Here is a 19,101-nt window from a genome sequence, read left to right as displayed (position 1 = left end):
CGCCCGGCAAGGGGGTACTGATACTGTCGAGGCCTCCTTGCTAGAAATGGTCATCGGTGCGTAAGCGACTGCCCATGTGAGGACCTGTGTCCCCTGGGCGCCATGAGGTGAACGGCGAGGTAAATGGTGGCGAAAAAGGCTGATACGGCAAAGTCCTATGGTGCCGGAAGTCTGACGGTTCTGGAGGGCCTGGACGCTGTACGCAAGCGTCCAGGCATGTATATCGGGACTACGGACAGCCAGGGGCTCATGCACTGCCTTTGGGAGATCATCGACAACGCCGTGGACGAGGCCCTGGCCGGCCAATGCGACCACATCAAGGTCATCCTGCACAAGGACGGCTCCATCGAAGTGGACGACAACGGCCGAGGCATCCCAGTCGATATTGAGCCTCGGACAGGGCTGACCGGCGTGGAGGTGGTTCTGACCAAGCTCCACGCGGGTGCCAAGTTCGGCAACTCTTCTTATACGGCCGTGGGCGGCCTGCACGGGGTGGGCTCTTCGGTGGTCAACGCCCTGAGTTCCCGGTTGGATGTCGAGGTGGACAGGGACGGCAAGACACATAGGATGCGGTTCCATCAAGGCCATCCCGGTACCTACCAGGACCCTGACCCGGAGCATCCCTCGCCTGACTCGCCATTCAAACGCACCAGGAAGAACCGGCCTACGCCCCTGGAGGTGGTGGGCAGCGTGCCTAAGTCCCGGACCGGTACCAGGGTGCGCTACTGGGCCGACCCAGAAATCTTCAACCCCACGGCCCGGTTCAGCTACGACCAGCTGATTGACCGAGTGCGCCAGACCAGCTTCCTGGTGCCTGGCCTCAAGATCACCGTGATCGACGAGCGCATCCCCGCCACAGGCAGCGCCGAGCAGGACCTGCGCCTGGAGGTTGACGGCGAACCCGCTGGGGAGTCGAACAACCAGGGTGTTCAGGAGAACCCTCTTGAATCGTCTGACAGCGGCGGCCTCACTGAAGAGGGCGATGAAGACGAAAGTGCCGAGGACGCACAGGCGGATGATACCGATCTTTCGGCCACCGAACAGGCTGACCGGGCCATGTTGAGGCCGGAGGACGAGTGCGACCATCAGCGCGTGGAGGAGTTCCTGCACACCGGCGGTGTGACGGACTTTGTGGACTTCCTGTCCAAGGGCGAGCCGGTCAGTGACGTCTGGCGGATCAGCGGCCAGGACACCTACCAGGAGGAGACTCAGCGGGTAGGCACCGACGGCGAGCTGCACGCCGAGCAGGTGGAACGTGTCTGCGGGGTGGATATTGCCCTGCGCTGGGTCAATGACTATGATTCAGTCGTCCGTAGCTTCGTCAATGTGGTCGAGACGCCCGGCGGAGGCATGCACGTGGACGGGTTCATGAACGCCATGACCCGCCAGGTGCGTAAGGCCGTGGAGGCCAACGCCCGCCGTCTCAAGGTCAACCTCAAGGACTCCCACACCAAGGTGGAGCGCGACGACGTCCTGGCCGGGCTGGTGGCCGTGGTCACCGTACGCATCGCCGAGCCGCAGTTCCAGGGCCAGACCAAGGACGTGCTGGGTACGGCCCAGGTCAAGCCCATCGTCACCCGGATGACCGACGACCAGTTCGGCCAGATGATCAGCGGCTCCAAGCGCGGCTTCAAGGAGCAGTCCGGCCAGGTGCTGGAGAAGATCGTCGGCGAGATGCACGCCCGCGTCCAGGCACGCAAGACCAAGGAGGTCACCAGGCGCAAGAACGCCCTGGAGTCAGCCTCCATGCCCTCCAAGCTCTCGGATTCCATGCCCGGCAACGACGACATCGCCGAGCTGTTCATCGTCGAGGGCGACTCCGCCCTGGGTACGGCCAAGGCCGCCCGAAACTCCATGTTCCAGGCCCTGCTGCCCATCCGTGGCAAGATCCTCAACGTCCAGAAGGCCTCCCTGTCCCAGATGCTGACCAACAAGGAGTGCGCCTCCATAATCCAGGTGGTCGGCGCCGGTTCGGGAGCCAGCTTCGACATCGACCAGGCCCGCTACAACAAGGTCATCATGATGACCGATGCTGACGTGGACGGTGCCCACATCCGCATCCTGCTGCTGACCCTCTTCTACCGCTACATGCGTCCACTGATTGAGAACGGGCGAGTCTACGCCGCCGTGCCCCCCCTGCATCGAATCGCGCTTGCAGGCAGGAACAAGGGAAAGTTCATCTACACCTATTCGGACGATGAGCTGGAGGGCAAGCTGGCCGACCTGCAGGCCAAGCACATCGACTACAATCCCGATGTGCAGCGCTACAAGGGTCTGGGCGAGATGGACGCCGACCAGCTGGCCGACACCACCATGGATCCCCGGACCCGCATGCTGCGCCGCATCCGCATGGAGGATGCGGCGCAGGCGGCCGGCATCTTCCCCCTGCTCATGGGCGACGACGTACCGCCCCGCAAGCAGTTCATCGTGGACAATGCCGACGACTTCGACCGGAGCAAGATCGACACCTGATCGACCTTCAGCAGGGCGCAGGGAGGCGGGGAGAGGAGTGTGACGCATATGGACGGTCCCTTGGATAATTTCTCCCCGCAGACTGCCGACTGGTTCCGCCGGGCCTTTCCCGAGGGGCCCACGCCGACCCAGGTGCAGGCCTGGCCGGCCATCCGCTCAGGCGGCGATGCGCTGATCATATCGCCCACCGGGTCAGGCAAGACCCTGGCCGCCTTTCTTTGGGCCATTGACGAGCTCATGACCAGGCCCCGGCGCTCTCGGAAACCAGGGGTCGCCGTGCTCTATATTTCACCCATGAAGGCCCTGGGGACGGACGTGGCCCGCAACCTGCAGGGTCCACTGGAGGGCATCGCCGAACGTTTTGCCCGACAGGGACGAAAAGCGCCCAAGGTCCGGACGGGCATCCGCACCGGAGACACCGACGCCCGCGGCCGTAGGGCTCTGGCCGCCCATCCTCCGGATATTCTGGTCACCACTCCAGAATCCCTCTATCTGATGCTGACCTCAAAGACGGCCAGCACGCTGAGGAACGTCCAGACCGTTATTGTGGACGAAATCCATGTTCTGGCGGGCAACAAGCGCGGGGCTCATCTGGCGCTGAGCCTGGAGCGGCTGGACGACCTGGTCGGACGGCCCGTGCAGCGGATCGGCCTGTCGGCTACGGTCCGGCCGCCCGAACAGGTGGCACGCTTTCTGGGCGGCAGCCGTCACGTCAGCCTGATCCAGCCCAAGTCGTCCACTGCCATGGACCTGCGGCTGATCGAGCCCCTGGAGGACATGGGCGATCTGGCTGCACCGCCCGGGGAATCGGGCCAGGATGGGCAGAATGGCGACCAAAGAAGCGGATCCATCTGGCCTGCCGTCGAGCGGGCCATTCTGGATCAGATCCTGTCCCACCACACCACCCTGGTCTTCGTCAACTCCCGCGGCCTTGCCGAGCGCCTGACCGCTCGGCTGAACGACCTGCACCAGTCCGATCTGCAAGAGTCCAAACACCGTAGCCGAGGCAGCAGTGGGCAGGACCAACCAGATTTATCCCCTGAAACAGAGGAGCCCACGGCCAGGGCTGGGCAGGTCGGGGAGCCAGCCCACTATGATTCGGCCACCGGGTCCACCTCCGGGAGGACTTCCGGCCAGGTTGTCGACCAACCCATTGCCATGGCCCATCATGGTTCGGTATCCAAGGAACGCCGACGCCAGGTTGAGGACGACCTCAAGGCCGGCCGACTGCGCTGTGTGGTAGCCACCTCCAGCCTGGAGCTGGGCATCGATATGGGCTCGGTCGATCTGGTCATCCAGGTCAATGCCCCGCTGTCGACCGCCTCGGGGCTGCAGCGCGTGGGCCGGGCCGACCACCAGGTAGGTCGGGTATCGCAGGCCAGGCTTTTCCCCCTGACCCGTGAGCAAATCCTGGAGTGCACGGCCAGCATGGAAAGCATGGTCCAGGGCGACATCGAGCCCACCATCATGCCCAATAGCCCCCTGGATGTTCTGGCTCAGCAGACGGTGGCCGCAGCTGCCATGGGACCGCTCAAGGAGGAGGACTGGCTGGCCACGGTCAGGCGGGCCGCTCCTTTCGCCCACCTGGACCAGCAGGTCTACCGGGCGGTGCTGGGTATGCTCAGCGGCGCCTACACCTCCCAGGACTTCACCGCCTTCCGCCCCATCCTGGTCTGGGATCACCAGACCGGCACATTGACAGCCCGCCCCGGTGCGCAACGCCTGGCGGTCACCTCCGGAGGCACCATTCCCGACCGTGGCTCCTACAGCGTGGTCATGCCTTCAGAGGCCGCCGGCGGCAAGCCCCGGCGAGTGGGGGAGCTGGACGAGGAGATGGTCTACGAGTCCCGCAAAGGGGACGTGATCACCCTGGGCACCACCTCCTGGAGGATCCAGCAGATCACCCGTGACCGTGTGGTGGTGGTACCCGCCCCGGGACGCTCCGCAAGACTGCCCTTCTGGCACGGGGAGGGCACCGGTCGCGACCCCGCCTTCGGCCGTCGCCTGGGCAGGCTCGCCAGGGAATTGTCCCAGGGCCTGATACCGGCGGTCCAGACTGCCTCCGGTCGGCCTGGCTTCACCCAAGCCGTCTACTCTCGTCTTTTGAAGGACGGTCTGGACCGTCCTGCCATCAACAATATGGCCGCCTTTCTGGCTGAGCAGCAGGTCTCCACCGGCCAGGTGCCGGACGACATGCATCTGGTAGTCGAGCGCTGCCCCAACGAGGAGGGCGACCTGAGGCTGATCCTTCACTCGCCATACGGCCGCAGGATCAACGAGCCCTGGGCCCTGGCCGTCGCCGCCCGGCTCTCCCGTGAGCGCGGATACGACGGATCCGTCTGGGCTGGGGAGGACGGCATTGTCGTTCAGATTCCGGGTACTGATGCCTTCCTGGAAGATCAGCGAATATTCGGATTTACCCCCGATCAGATAGAGCGCGAGGTCCGACGGCATCTGGTGGGCTCAGCGCTCTTCCAGTCCCGTTTCCGCCAGTGCGCAGCCCGCTCGCTCTACATGCCCAGGATGGAGCCCGGTCGCAGGGTACCGCTCTGGCAGCAGCGTCTGCGGGCCTCTCGGTTGTTGGACGCGGCTTTGAAGGAGGATGACTTCCCCCTGGTTCTGGAGACCATGCGCGAGTGCCTGCAGGACGTCTACGACATGCCTGCCCTGCGCGAGCTGATGGCCGACCTGGAGCAGGGGAGCGTCCGTCTGGTCCCGGCTTCCACACGGACCCCCTCACCCATGGCCTCAGGGCTGCTCTTCGGCTACCTGGGGACTTTCATGTACCAGTACGACATGCCCAAGGCCGAGCGCGATTCCGCCATGCTGGCCATCGACTCCGACCTGCTGGAGCAGATGGTCGGGCAGGTGGACATGGCTGACCTCCTGGACCAGGGGACCGTCGACCAGGTGACCGCTGATCTGCAGCGGCTTTCGCCCAGGACCCAGGTCAAGGGGGCCGAAGGACTGGCCGACCTCTTGCGCACCCTGGGCCCCATGGATCTGGCCGAGATTCGTCGGCGTGTGCGCGGCCAGGAGGACGAACCGGTGACGGAGGCACAGGTCCGTGCCATGCTGGAGGAGCTGCAGGCCCAGTCCAGGGTGGTTCGGGTCAGGCTGGGTACACGCGACTGCTGGGTATGGGCCGGCCAGGCAGGGCGGCTGGCAGCGGTCCTGGGCCCAGGCATCCGGACATCGCCCCAGTCAATAAAGGAATCTGAATCAGACAGTGATGCCTTCGACCAGCTGGTCAGGCAATACGCTGCGGTCCATGGGCCATTCACCACCCAGGACCTGTCTGGTCACCTGGGCCTGGGAAGTGCTCCCTTGGAGGACAGATTGCGTTCCCTGACCGCACGCGAGCTGCTTATGACCGGGGTCTTCCCTCGGCCTGACCTGAGTGCCTATGGCGAGCCTGGATGGGAGGGAGGCGAACCCCGCCGAGGGTGGCTGGATCCCGAGGTCTTCCGTCGGTTGCGCTCGAGGTCCCTGGCCAAGGCCAGCAAGGCCGCCAGTCCCGTCCCCGGCCATGTCTACAGCGATTTTCTTCTTCATCGGCAGGGTCTGGCACCCCTCGGCCAGGAGCCCCTGATGGGCACCGAGGGGCTTCTGGAGGTGGTGGGGCAGCTGGAAGGTCTGGACCTGCCGCCTGTGCTCTGGGAGTCGGCCATCTTCCCGGCCAGGGTGCGTGATTACGGTCCCGCATTGATGGACGATCTGCTGGCCTCGGGCCAGGTGGTCTGGGTGGGGTCCGACCAGGGCGAGGGGCCTCTGGGAGCCATGACCTTTTATCTGGCCGAGGACCTGGATGAGGAGTTTCCGGCACAAGCTGCCGGTTCTCAACCAGTAACGGATGAGGCCGGCAAGTCGGGCAACCCAGGCAATCTGGAAGAGACCCTGCTGGGTGTCTTGGACGACGGGGGAGCCTACCGGTTCGATCGCCTTCTGCGCGCCTGTGCCAGCCGGGGCGGGAATGACATTGAGTCCCCTGATTCTGAATCCTTTGATTCTGAAGCTTCCGATCAGGAGGCTTTGGCCCGGTCGCTCTGGGATCTGGTCAGGCGTGGATTGGTCACCAACACCTCCCTGGCTCCGGTCCGGCGACTGGTCCGAGGATCGGGTCCGCTGCCATCGGGGAGGGCCCGCCGTTTGCCTCATGGTCTTCGTGGACGCAGCAGGACCGTGGGTCGCGCAGCCTTAAGACGGACGGCTGGCTCCTTGGCGCTGTCAGCGGCGGAGGAGGGATTCTGGACCCTGGTTGCGGATGAGCGCGGAGTAGCAGAAAGTGCAGCGGGCACCGGCGTGGCCAATCCAAGCGACAAATCGAGAGGCAGCCGGGATGGTGACCGGCAGCGTACCGTCCGCCTTGTTCACGAGGGGCAAGCCATCCTGGATCGCTATGGGCTCCTGGCTCCGGTCCTGCCTGAGGTACGGTCCCTCCCTGGTGGATTCTCGGCGCTCTATCAGGTTTGCAGACGCATGGAGGAGGCCGGCCAACTGACACGTGGAGTCATCGTGGATGGTTTTGGCGGCGCCCAGTTCGCCCCCCGGGAGGTGATTGACCAGCTCAGAGGCTTCCAAGAGGATGAGCACAATGGTGATGGCGGATTGGAGCGGCGGCCTCCCGAGCCGGTGGTCATGGATGTGACCGATCCTGCCAACCTCTATGGCACGGCCCTTGCCTGGCCCTCCATATCATCCGGGGATGCCGGTGGTCGACCCACCCGGCGGGCGGGAAACCTTGTGGTGCAGAATCGAGGCCGTGCCCTGGTCCATGCGGCGCCCAAGGGGCATCATGTGCTGGTTTTCGGTAAGCCCGAGCGTGGATTGCTGGAGGCCGCCTTCGTCCAGCTGGCCTCATGGCTGAGGCGGGAGGGGCAGGGACGCATCCTCTTCAGCGATGCCAATGGCCGCCCCCTGACCATGCGTGAACCGGTGGGCATGGCCATGGCCGCAGCCGGGTTCACGGCCGGGCCAGGCGGCATGGCCCTCTACTGAGTCTTCACTGGGTGCCCTCAAGCCACGAAGGCGATGGGAGCTGCCAGCTCCTGGCCGGATGCGTCCCGGCGCATGTCCACGTCGGGCAGCTCGACCGGCGAGCCGGCGGCGGTGCTGGCGTGCAGTGGCCAGGTGCCAACCCGGGCCAGCAGCAGGGTGTCCTGACCCTTGAGGAAGCGCTGGGAGCGCACGCCGCGAGTCCCGCGGCCCTTGACCGGATACATCTCCAGCGGAGTCAGCTTGGCCGACCCGTTCTCGGTGCCGGGCAGGGCCTCGGAGTCGCCGGCCACGGTCAGGACCACCGCTCCGGCCTGGGTGCTCATGCCGTTCTCGCCGGTCTCCTGATAGGTCCAGCCGATCTCTCCGGCCGGCACGACTGTAAAGGTGGCGACCTGGCAGCCCTGGGCCAGACGGATGCCCGCCATGCCGGCTGCATTGCGTCCCTGGGGTCGGACCTTGTCTCCCGTGAAAGTCAACAGGCTGGCATCAGAGGAGATGATCACCATGCGGTCCCCGTCCTGGCAGGGAGCTGCGAAGACCACCTGGTCGTCGTCCTTCAGGTCGATGACCGTCCAGGAGTCCATGGTGGTCGGCGACTCGCGGTTCCAGCGCTTGACCGTGCCCAGGCGTGTTCCCAGGGCCAGGGGCCGGGAGTCGGCCATGTCGATGACGGTGATGGCATGCTCGTCGGCCTGGGGTTCGGTGCTGGCGGTCCCGCCCAGGAGCTCGTCGGCCACGATGCCTCCGCTCAAATTGGGGTTGGCGGTGGCCGGGATCAGCGGCAGGTCGGCCACGGGAGCGGTGATCAGCCGTCCAGCTGTGGTGACCAGGCCGTAGGTGGCCAGGGTGGTGGTGGCGAATATGGCGATGATCTGGTCGTCATGCCCCCGGTCCTGGTTGCGCGGCCGAGACCGCCAGGCGTCCAGGGCGCCCGGAGTGCTGCGTGCCAGCAGGCCGGTGGCGCTCATCATGACCGTACAGGGCTTGTCCTCCATGTGCATGTCGCCGCCATCACTGCCGCGGCTGGTTCCTCCGCTGGCCAGCAGCGTAGCCTGTGAACCAGCACCGGCCTTGCCGGAGGTCTGCTGAGGGGTCTGCTGATCGCCGGCTGCTGCTGACTGCACGGGGGCCAGGTCTCCGGAGGGCTCCTGGTCCAGGATGACCGTGCGCCTGGGTGTGCCCCACTGGGCCACCGCCTGGTCCATCTCCTGGATGACCACCCGGTCCAGCTCGGCCGAGGAGCCCAGAATCCGTTCCAGCTCCTCCAGTTGCTTGTTGAGGTCGTCTCGCTCGCCCTCCAGCTCGATTCTGCTCATCTTGGTCAACCGCCGCAGACGCAGGTCAAGAATGTACTGGGCCTGGGTCTGATCCAGGTCGAAGACCGCCATCAGCCTGGTCTTGGCCGCATCAGCATCGTCCGAGCCGCGGATGACCTGGATGACCTCGTCGATGTCGACCAGGGCCAGCAGGAGCCCCTCGACCAGGTGCAAACGCTCCAGGGCCTTCCTGCGTCGGAACTCGCTGCGCCGATGGATGACCGTGCGCCGGTGCTCCACCCAGACCTCCAGCAGCTCCTTGAGCCCCATGGTTCTGGGCCGTCCGTGGACCAGGGCCACGTTGTTGATGGTGAAGGAGTCCTCCAGGGGCGTGTACTTGAAAAGCTTGCCCAGAACCTTTGCCGGGTCGAATCCCGTCTTGATCTCGATGACCAGGCGGGTCCCGTTGTGCCGGTCGGTCAGGTCGATGGCGCTGGAAATGCCCTCCAGCTTGTGGTTGCGCACACCCTCGGAGATGCGCTCCAGAACCCGCTCGGGGCCCACCATGAAGGGCAGTTCGGTGACCACGATGGCCTTCTTGCGGGCGGTCACGTTCTCCAGATGGGTGACGGACCTGGTCACGAAGGCTCCCCTGCCATGCTCGTAGGCCTTGCGGATGCCGTCCCGTCCCACGATGATCCCGCCGCCGGGCAGATCCGGGCCGGGCAGGTAGCGCATGAGTTCGTCCAGCCCTGCGTCCGGGTGGGCCATCAGATACTTGGCGGCGGCCACCACCTCGCTCAGGTTGTGGGTGATCATGTTGGTGGCCATGCCTACGGCGATGCCCGAGGCACCGTTGACCAGCAGGTTGGGGATGGCCGAGGGCAGGACCTGGGGCTCCTTGAGCTTGTTGTCGTAGTTGGGGGAGAAGTCCACCGTGTCCTGGTCGATGTCGGCGTTCATGCCCAGGGCCGCCGGGGCCAGCCTGGCCTCGGTGTAACGGGAGGCGGCAGGACCGTCGTCCAGGGACCCGAAGTTGCCGTGGCCGTCGACCAGAGGCAGACGCATGGCGAAGGGTTGGGCCAGACGGACCATGGCCTCATAGATGGATGAGTCACCATGGGGGTGCAGCTTGCCCATGACCTCGCCCACGGCCCTGGCGGACTTCATGTAGGGGCGGTCGGGGTTGAGGTTCATCTGCCCCATCTGGTAGATGATTCGCCGCTGGACCGGCTTGAGTCCGTCACGGGCGTCGGGCAGGGCCCTGGCGTAGATGACGGAGTAGGCGTATTCCAGGAAGGACTTGCTCATCTCCTCGTTCAGAGGGGTTTCGACGATGTGCTCCTTGACCTGCCGGGGGTCGTACCCCGCCGCCTTGCTCCTGCGATGAGTTGCCATGCTCAAGCTCCTGCTCCTTCACGTTCCGCCTTATGATAACCGGACGGTCCGCCAAAGCGTGCCTGTTCGGCCCCGGTGTCGGCCTGGGGTCTGACCGTGGTTGAATGGAAAGCATGGGTCTGGATACACCTGACATGAAGGAACTGCTGCAGCCGAGTCCGCCTATCCGATACGGGGACCAGGCGGGGGACAAGCAAGTTGGCGGGGCCAGGCATCTGTCCGCCGTTCTGCCAGCCCTGAGCGCCTGCCTGGGAGCACCCGTGGCCACCGACGTCCACCCCTCTGCCAAGACCCTCCAGGAGGCACTGGGACTGCCGGATGCTCGGTCGGTGGTCGTCGTCCTGGTGGACGGTTTGGGATTCTGGAACCTGGTCAGCCGCCAGGGCCATGTGCCCTACCTGCGCTCGCTGCTGTCCGAACCCATCAACCAGCGTCCCCTCTGCACCAGCCTGCCTTCGACGACCGTGGCCGCCATGGGGGTCTTCGGCACCGGAACCTGTCCTGGGCTGACCGGCATGACCGGCTACACCCAGCTGAACCCCGACACCGGCCAGCTGAGCCAGATGATCCAGTTCAGGGGGGCTCAGGATCCCGAGCGCCTGCAGCGCCGTCCCACGGTCTTCGAGACCCTCCAGGCGCAGGGGGTTCGTGTTACATCCTCGGGCCTGCCGCGTTTTCGTGACTCCGCCCTGACACGTGCGGCTCTACGTGGTGGGGAGTACCTGGCTCACAACCACTCCCGTCAGCGTCTCCTGGCCGCCTGTCAGGCTGCCCGCCAGCCGGGACTGACCTATCTTTACATCCGCGATGTGGACAAGGTGGGCCATCACAGCGGCTGGGAGGGCGAAGAATGGGTGGCCGCTCTTGAAGCGACCGATGCCCAGCTGGCTGAGCTCCACCGCCGACTGCCCGCCGGGACACTGACGGTGATCGTAGCCGATCACGGCATGGTCGAAGCCGATCCGGACCAGCGCATCGACATAGCCCAGGACCCGGAGTTGAACCGAGATGTGAGATTGGTGGGCGGCGAACCCAGGGCTGTCATGCTCTATTTGGATCCGGGGGTGGATCCCCAGGTCGTGGCTGCACGCTGGCAGGAGCATCTGGGGGAGCGGGCCTGGGTGCTGACCCGGGACCAGGCCATTGAACGGGGAATCTTCGGTCCTGTCGATGCCCGTATTCGTCCCATGATCGGCGACATTATTGTTCTGGCCGGTGACCGGGTCACCCTGGTGAATTCGGCTGACCAGACTGATGCGGCGACCAGGCTGCCTGGCGTCCATGGTTCTTGGACCCGTCTTGAGACACAGATTCCCTGCCTGATCGATCTGGTCTGACTACTTGCCGAAGAGGATCTCATCCCAGCTGGGTACGGCCGACCGCCCGGAGTGTTTTTTGGCCCGCCTGCTGCTGCGACCATCCTTGGTCTCGTCCTCCTGCTCATCCTTACTGGCATCATCGCCTTGATCCTGCTGCTCGGGCTGCTCATGGCCAGCCTGGACCTGTCCATGGCTCTGCACCGGCAGGACCATTGTGGATTCATTGTCCCTGATGGGAGGATGCTCGGCCGTATCGGGGTCCTCGGTCAGCTCGGCATGGGGGTGGTTGGGCTCCCGGTCAACTGTCTGGTCCTGTCCTTCCTTGGGCTTGCCATAGAGCCAGGCCGTGAGCGCCGCCTGACGCTCTCCGTTCACCTGGCCCACCGATCCGGTGTCGTCTTCTTCGATTTGAGCAAAGGCGTCCTCCTGGCTTGGAGGCCGCTTGTCGGTCTGGTCGTCGATCTCTTCGGCAGGGCCCTGATCCAAGGCGGGTCGCTCCTGTCCATGGCCGTCTTCGGAATCATCCAGCAGCATCCTGGCAGCCCCGTTCAGACAGGTAACGGTGTTGTCATGCATGTTCCAGGCCCAGCGGGCGTTGAAAATCCGTTTGTCCAGCGTGAACACGCCGTTGATGTTCCAGGGTTCGTACCCTCGTCTGGTGGCCTGCCAGGAAACCTGTGCCAGGCTGACCCCCGCACGGGCCAGCACCTTGCCTATCAGTTCCTGGTAGTTTCGCCCGCCTGATCCCTTGGGCGCCGGCATGGTCAGGAACTGCTCGATGGCGTACTTCTTCTCGGTCTCCACCGGGGCCGCGAAACGCCGTACCAAGGCTTCGTTGACAGCGTATTGCTGAGCCACCTGTTCGGGGCGGGCGCCGGCACGCACAGCCGCCTGGATGGCAGAGACAGGCAGGGGCTTGGACTTGCCTGTCTGAGGATCCACGTCCTCTTCTTCCTTGACCTGCTTGGCCTCAAGAATGGCGCGATCAAGCGCATCGTCGACCCGTACGGCGAAGTGCCGGTGGTCACAGACGAAGACCAGATCGCCCCTGTCGTCGACATGGTCAAAGCTGGCCATCCTGGTCCCATTCTCAGACATGCACGCCCCTATCCTCTTACGGTTCCTTTACACGGCCTCAGGTATTTCCATTGTGCCCTACGGTTGGTATTTTACGTGCTTTTGAAATCGTGTATCCTATGCGCAGTACATATCGTGTGGAATGACCGGTATACGAGGTGACTGGCCGAACAAGGAAAGGGTACACGATGGCACAGGATTACGATACCCCGCGAGACAAGGATGACGACGAGGAATCCCTGCAGGAGCTTGGCAAGAGCGGGCAGGATTCCGGGGCTGACCTGGATGACGACGAGAACGCCATTGCCGAGGACTATGAGCTTCCGGGCGCTGACCTGAGCAATGAAGACTCCTCGGTGACCGTCATCCCCATGCAGGGCGATGAATTCATCTGCTCCAGCTGCTTCCTGGTCAAGCATCGGAGCCAGCTGGCCTACACCACATCCGACGGCAAGCCAGTCTGCAAGGAATGCGCCGCCTGATGGCCTATGACGAGTCCTACAACGAGCCTGAAACGGTCGAGGTTCTGTTCCAGTCCTTGGACGGGGCCGACATGCCGAAATACGCCATGCCCGGTGACGCGGGGGCCGATCTTCGAGCCAGGGTGGCCGTGGATCTGGCCCCCTTCCAGCGGGCCTTGGTGCCTACCGGCGTCGCCCTGGCCCTGCCCAACGGCTACGTCGGCCTGGTCCATCCCCGTTCAGGACTGGCGGTCAAAATGGGTGTGACCGTGCTCAACGCGCCCGGGACCATCGATGCCGGGTACAGGGGCGAGATCAAGGTGCCGCTGATCAACCTTGATCCGCATGACTCGGTTCACTTCGAGCCTGGGGAGCGCATCGCCCAGCTGGTCATCCAGCGCTACGTGCAGGCCCGTTTCGTGCCCGCTGAACGCCTGCCCGGCTCGGTGCGTTCGGATGGCGGATTCGGCTCGACCGGCCGCTGATGCACCCTGCGGACACGAGCGACCCGAATGGGCTATGCGGAAGTGTAGGATTGGTGCATTATATCGGGACATTGGAGGCTTGAATGGTCACTCAGGAGGGCAGCGTCTGTAGCAATGATGTCGGCGATCAGGCCCCTTCTGGCTTGTCCTCCAGAGCCCTGGGCTGTGAGGTCAGCGACGATCCGCTCAACCCCCTGATGCCCATCTGGGAGATTTGCTCCGCCCATCATCCCGATGAGGACCTGTCCATGCTTCAGCGTGCCTACGATCGGGCCGTGGTCCAGCATGCCGACCAGAGGCGAAAGTCCGGCGAACCATACATCATCCATCCACTGGCTGTAGCCCAGATTCTGGCCGACCTGGGTATGGGGCCCACGGTGGTCTCGGCCGGTCTTCTGCATGACACTGTGGAGGACACCGACTACACCCTGGATCAGTGCCGGGACGAGTTCGGCGACACGGTGGCCGGGCTGGTGGACGGGGTCACCAAAATATCGAAGATGGACTACGGCGATTCGGCCCAGGCCGAGACCATCCGCAAGATGATCGTGGCCATGAGCCGGGATGTTCGCGTCCTGGTGGTCAAGCTGGCCGACCGGGTCCACAACGCCCGCACCTGGCGCTACGTCAAGGCTTCATCAGCCCAGCGCAAGGCCCGCGAGACCCTGGACGTCTATGCGCCCCTCGCCAACCGACTGGGCATGAACGCCATCAAGACCGAGCTGGAGGAGCTCAGCTTCAAGACCCTCTATCCCAAGATCTACAACGAGATCGTGGTCCTGGTCTCCCGCAGGGCCGGCCAGCGTGAGGTCTACCTGCAGCAGATCCTGGACGAGATCCATGAAGATTTGGATGCCCAGGGCATCAAGGCCCAGGTGACCGGGCGGCCCAAGGACTATTTCAGCATCTACCAGAAGATGATCGTGCGTGGGCACGATTTCGCCAACATCTATGACCTGGTCGGGGTGCGCATCATCGTGGACACCATCCGTGACTGCTATGCGGCCCTGGGCGCCGTCCATGCCCGGTGGAGCCCGGTGCCTGGGCGGTTCAAGGACTATATCGCCATGCCCAAGACCAACCGCTACCAGTCCCTGCACACTACTGTGGTGGGTCCGGGTGGCAAGCCGGTCGAGATTCAGATCCGTACCTGGCAGATGCACCGACGTGCCGAGTTCGGCATCGCCGCCCACTGGAAGTACAAGGAGAACGGTTCCGCCGGCCGCGAGCTTTCCCAGCCGGACAAGTCCGATGTCAAGCGTGAGCGCCAGGATAAGGAGCTGAGCCAGGAGGACAACCTGACCTGGATCCAGCAGCTGGCCGACTGGACCAGCGAGACTCCGGACTCCAACGAGTTCCTGGGCTCCCTCAAGGATGACCTGGGCGCGGCCGAGGTCTATGTGTTCACCCCCAAGGGCAAGATCATCTCCCTGCCGGCCGACTCCACACCCGTGGACTTCGCTTATGCCGTCCACACCGAGGTGGGCCACAGAACCATGGGCGCGCGTGTCAACGGCCGTCTGGTTCCTCTGGACACCAAGCTGCGCAACGGGGACACGGTGGAGATTCTGACCAGCAAGTCGGACACCGATGGGCCTTCGCGCGACTGGCTCAGTTTCGCCAAGAGCCCCCGTGCCCGCAGCAAGATCCGTCAGTGGTTCAGCAAGGAGCGCCGTTCGGAAACCATCGAGGAGGGCAAGGACGAGCTGATCCGCGCCATGCGCAAGCGGAACCTTCCCGTGGCCACCCTGCTGACCCCCGAAGCCATGGTGGGAGCTGCTGACGAGCTCAATTATCCCAATGAGAATGCGGTCTATGCCGCCATTGGCGATGGACAGGTCTCCACCCAGAACGTGATTTCGCGTCTGGTCCATGACGCTGGCCGGTCAGCCCTTGAGGACGAGGTGGAGCAGGAGGCCATCCCCCTGCAGCGGGTTACCAAGTCCAGTCGGCCGGAGACTTCCCAGGGCATCTCGGTCAAGGGCGTGGACGATGTCTGGGTCAAACTGGCCCGTTGCTGCACCCCAGTGCCGGGAGACCCTATCACCGGGTTCATCACCCGCAACCAGGGGGTCTCGGTTCACCGGTCCGACTGTCAGAATTTGCTGGAGTTGCGCAAAAAGCAGCCCGAACGGATCATCGAGGTCGCCTGGACGGGCAAACAGGGCACTTTTATGGTCCAGATCCAGGTGGAGGCCCTGGACAGGCCACACCTGCTCTCGGACATCACCCAGGTGCTGTCCGACCATGGGGTCAACATTCTGTCGGGCAGCCAGTCCACAGGCCGTGATCGGGTGGCCGTCAGCCAGTTTGTCTTCGAGATGGGCGACCCCCAGCATCTGAACACACTCCTGTCGGCCGTCAGGAAAATCGATGGGGTCTTCGATGCCTACCGGCTCACCGGAGCCAAAGGCTCGACCAGTCCCCATATGCGGGCCATCTGACCTTCCTCTGCGCTCTTGTGACGGCGTCCTTCATACCGTTCTTTCGAACCAATCACTTGCTCCCGGCCTTGAAAATCTGCTGTGCCGGAATCTGATAGACGGTTATTAACGGTGATTACAGAAGAACCCCCGGCGGTCAATGACCAAGCCGGGGGTCCTACCAGCGGAAATGGGTGATTAGCGCACGGCGTTCATCCATTGCTCCTTGGTGGCTTTCTCGGCTTCAAGCTCCTGTCTCTTGGCCGGATCCTGCTCGGCGGCGATCCGCCGGTCCAAATCCTCAAGTTGAGTGGCCAGCTGCTGCTCGAAGCTGGAGACGCGGGCATCGGCCTCGGGGTCGGACTGATTCCAGGCGGCATCCTCCACGGCCTTGATCTGCCGGTCTACGGCATCCATCCTGCCCTCGATCCGACGCACGTCGTCACGGGGGACGAAGCCGATGGCGTCCCATTCCTCTTGGATCTTGGCCAGTTCCTGCCGGGCCTGCTTGGCGGCCTTGGTGTCCTTGACGGGCAGCAGGGCTTCGGCCTTGGCCACCAAGGCCTCCTTCTTGGTCAGGTTCTCCCGCTCGTTGACCGAAGTCTTGTCACGGTCGGCCTGACGGGCGTTGAAGAAGACATCCGCGGCCTGACGGAACCGAGCCCAGAGGGCGTCATCATCCTGGCGTCCTGCCCGTCCGGCCTGCTTCCAGCGGTCCATGAGCTCATTGAACTGGTGGGAGGTGGGTCCCCAGTCGGTCGAGTCCTTGATCTGGTCGGCCTCGGCGATGATCTCCTCCTTGATCCGCTTGGTCTCGGACCGCTGGGCATCACGCTGCTGCGCCCACTTGCGGCGGGCCTGGTTGAAGGTGGTACGGGCGGATGAGAAGCGCTTCCAGAGTGCGTCCGCGTCGGCCTTGTCGATACGGATGGTGGTGCGCTGGTGCTGCTGCCACTGCTCGAAGAGGGAACGGAACTTGTCCGCCGTGGAACGCCAGTTGGTGGAGTCGCCCAGGGATGCGGCCAGCTCTTCGGCCTTCTCTACAATGGCGGTCCGCTCCTTGATGGCCTTGGCCATGGCGTCCTTGCGGGCCTGCGCCAGCTCATCCTTGCGGGCCTTCCCCTGTTCAGCCAGCTGATCCAGCTGCGTACGCAGGGCGGCGAGGTCACCGACCGCCTCGGGCTTGTCGGTCTCCTCCTTGAGCGAGGTAATGGACTCGTCGATCTCGTGGGCCTTGATCTTGGGGCTGCGCAGCCTGGAGGCGAAGAGGTTCAGCTTCTCCTTGAGGTCCAGGTATCGGCGGGCATAGAGGTTCAGGGCCTCCTTGGCATCAGCGTTGGGGAACTGGCCCACCTGGCGTTCCTGGTCGCCCTCGCGAACGAAGACGTTGCCTTGCTCGTCCACCCTGCCGAAGGCTTCTGCCTTCTCAATCTCTTCCTGGCTGTAGGTGGGAGCGGCCGGGGCGGCCTTGACGTGAGGGGCCTTGTGGGCCAGAGCTGCTGGCGAGGGGACTGCCTTGGGCTTTGCCGGCTTAGGCGCGGCAGGTGCTGGTGCTGGAGCAGGCGCTTCGGCGGTTGCAGGCTGGGGCTCAGCCGGTACCTGTGCCGTCTGTCCGGGGGCAGCCTGTTCCTGCCCGGCTTCGGGCGTCGTCGCAGCAGCGACCTGGCCCTCCGCGTCCGCGGTGTGCTCCTCCTGCGGTGTCGGGGTATTCTCGGGTGTGATGGCGGTGTTGTCGGCCATGGCCAGCTCCTTAGGCTTGTGTGTTGGAGAGATCGCAAAATATGGCAATACCATTTTCCTTGACCTCCTATAGTATAGGTTCTTATGGCAAAAGGCACATCTCTATCCGGTTTCCCTGAATGGCTTCCTTCGCAAAGAGTGGTGGAGCAGCGAATCCTCGACACGCTCCGCAAGGTCTTTGAGTTAAACGGCTACATCGGCATTGAGACCAGGGCCGTGGAAGAGGGATCCAGCCTGCTCAAGAAGGGGGAGACCAGCAAGGAGATCTACCTGCTCTCCCGCCTTCAGGATCTGGGTCAGGAAAAGGATGTGCCGGTGGAACGCCGGTTGGGCCTGCATTTTGACCTGACTGTGCCTCTGAGCCGTTACGTGGTGGAGCACAGCAACGACTTGACCTTCCCCTTCAAGCGCTGGCAGATTCAGAAGGTCTGGCGGGGGGAGCGCCCCCAGGAGGGACGGTTCAGGGAGTTCGTCCAGGCCGATATTGACGTGATCGGCAATGGGGAGCTGCCCGACCACTATGAGGTCGAGGTGCCCCTGGTCATGCTGAGCGCCCTGGAGGAGCTGCGGGCCTTTGGACTTCCCAAGCCCACGGTGCATGCCAACAACCGCAAGCTTTCCGAGGGATTCTACCGGGGTCTGGGCTTGGAGGACGTCGAGGGCGTCCTGCGCGAGATCGACAAGCTGGACAAGATCGGCCCTGACGAGGTGGCCAGCCTGCTGGTCAGTGAATGCGGCGCCGATGAAGACCAGGCCAGAGCCTGCCTGGATCTGGCCGAGCTGACCGCCGACGATGGCAAGCAGCTGCGTCAGCGGTTCGATGCCCTTGTCGACAAGGTTGGCATCGACAAGCAGTCTCCTTCATACGCTCTGGCCATTGAAGGACTGGGGACGCTGGCCATGATCATCGACGAGGCCGCCCGCATCCGGCCGGGCTCGGTCATCGCCGATCTGAAAATTGCCCGTGGTTTGGATTACTACACCGGCTCGGTCTACGAGACCTTCCTGGAGGGGGCGCAGTCCCTGGGTTCCATCTGCTCCGGCGGCCGCTATGACAACCTGGCCAGCCAGGGCAACCGCACCTATCCCGGTGTGGGGCTGTCCATCGGGCTCTCACGTCTGCTCTCCTACCTGCTGGCCCGGGGGGTCCAGGCCTCCCGGGTCTCACCGGCGGCGGTCATGGTCGCTGTCTGGGACGAGGAGGATCGCACACTCAGCAACCACATCGCCCAGGACCTGCGTGCCCGGGGGATTGCCGCTGATGTGGCTCCCACCGCGGCCAAGATCGGCAAGCAGATCCGCTATGCCGACCACCTGGGCATCCCCTATGTCTGGTTCCCAGCCAAGGAGGGCCAGCAGGAGGGCGACCAGGTCAAGAACATCATTACCGGCGAACAGATTCCTGCTGACCTGGTGTCGTGGACGCCGGATAGCCTGTATGCCCGGCAGAGTGTGGAATACCAGGCCTGACG

Annotated in this window: 10 protein-coding genes; 7 read left to right on the top strand and 3 right to left on the bottom strand. The window is 64.1% G+C overall.

Going from position 1 to position 19,101, the window contains the following annotated elements; all coding sequences use genetic code 11:
- The first annotated feature begins 123 nt into the window (after positions 1–123).
- Complete coding sequence (locus H3T89_RS06490; protein WP_198216561.1) at positions 124–2,472, top strand: DNA gyrase/topoisomerase IV subunit B; 2,349 nt, start codon at positions 124–126, stop codon at positions 2,470–2,472.
- Positions 2,473–2,520: 48 nt separating this feature from the next.
- On the top strand, positions 2,521–7,470 hold the full coding sequence (locus H3T89_RS06485; protein WP_198216560.1) for an ATP-dependent helicase: 4,950 nt from the start codon (positions 2,521–2,523) through the stop codon (positions 7,468–7,470).
- A gap of 17 nt (positions 7,471–7,487) precedes the next feature.
- Here the strand turns inward: H3T89_RS06485 and H3T89_RS06480 are convergent, their stop codons facing one another.
- A complete protein-coding gene (locus H3T89_RS06480) occupies positions 7,488–10,124 on the bottom strand; it encodes a DNA gyrase/topoisomerase IV subunit A (RefSeq protein WP_198216672.1) in 2,637 nt (878 codons plus the stop codon).
- A 113-nt stretch (positions 10,125–10,237) separates the two neighbouring features.
- On the opposite strand from H3T89_RS06480, the gene H3T89_RS06475 reads away from it, so the two are divergent.
- Entirely contained in the window at positions 10,238–11,461 is a 1,224-nt protein-coding gene (locus tag H3T89_RS06475) for an alkaline phosphatase family protein (RefSeq protein ID WP_015021670.1), read from the top strand.
- Here the strand turns inward: H3T89_RS06475 and sepH are convergent, their stop codons facing one another.
- Positions 11,462–12,541, bottom strand: a complete 1,080-nt coding sequence (gene sepH / locus H3T89_RS06470) for a septation protein SepH (protein ID WP_198216559.1) — start codon at positions 12,539–12,541, stop codon at positions 11,462–11,464.
- A 167-nt stretch (positions 12,542–12,708) separates the two neighbouring features.
- On the opposite strand from sepH, the gene H3T89_RS06465 reads away from it, so the two are divergent.
- From H3T89_RS06465 to H3T89_RS06455, 3 genes are all read left to right on the top strand, one after another.
- Entirely contained in the window at positions 12,709–13,002 is a 294-nt protein-coding gene (locus tag H3T89_RS06465) for a DUF4193 domain-containing protein (protein ID WP_015021672.1), read from the top strand.
- The gene (gene dut, locus H3T89_RS06460) at positions 13,002–13,466 is read left to right on the top strand and encodes a dUTP diphosphatase (protein WP_015021673.1); all 465 of its coding nucleotides are present in this window, start codon (positions 13,002–13,004) and stop codon (positions 13,464–13,466) included. Before H3T89_RS06465 ends, dut begins: the two co-directional genes overlap by 1 nt.
- Positions 13,467–13,549: 83 nt before the next feature.
- Positions 13,550–15,910 (top strand): RelA/SpoT family protein, encoded by a 2,361-nt coding sequence (locus H3T89_RS06455; protein WP_015021674.1) that lies wholly within the window; start codon positions 13,550–13,552, stop codon positions 15,908–15,910.
- 177 nt (positions 15,911–16,087) lie between these two features.
- On the opposite strand, the gene H3T89_RS06450 is transcribed toward H3T89_RS06455, so the two are convergent.
- Positions 16,088–17,629, bottom strand: coding sequence for a DUF349 domain-containing protein (locus tag H3T89_RS06450; RefSeq protein WP_015021675.1), 1,542 nt, complete (start codon positions 17,627–17,629; stop codon positions 16,088–16,090).
- 84 nt (positions 17,630–17,713) lie between these two features.
- Between H3T89_RS06450 and hisS the strand changes: the two genes are divergently transcribed.
- On the top strand, positions 17,714–19,099 hold the full coding sequence (hisS, locus tag H3T89_RS06445) for a histidine--tRNA ligase (protein ID WP_198203873.1): 1,386 nt from the start codon (positions 17,714–17,716) through the stop codon (positions 19,097–19,099).
- Positions 19,100–19,101: the final 2 nt, after the last annotated feature.

Source organism: Bifidobacterium sp. W8114 (assembly GCF_016101165.1).
Classification (GTDB): Bacteria; Actinomycetota; Actinomycetes; order Actinomycetales; family Bifidobacteriaceae; genus Bombiscardovia; species Bombiscardovia asteroides.
Note: the sequence above shows the minus strand (reverse complement) of the source record. Positions and strands in the feature narration are given on the sequence as shown.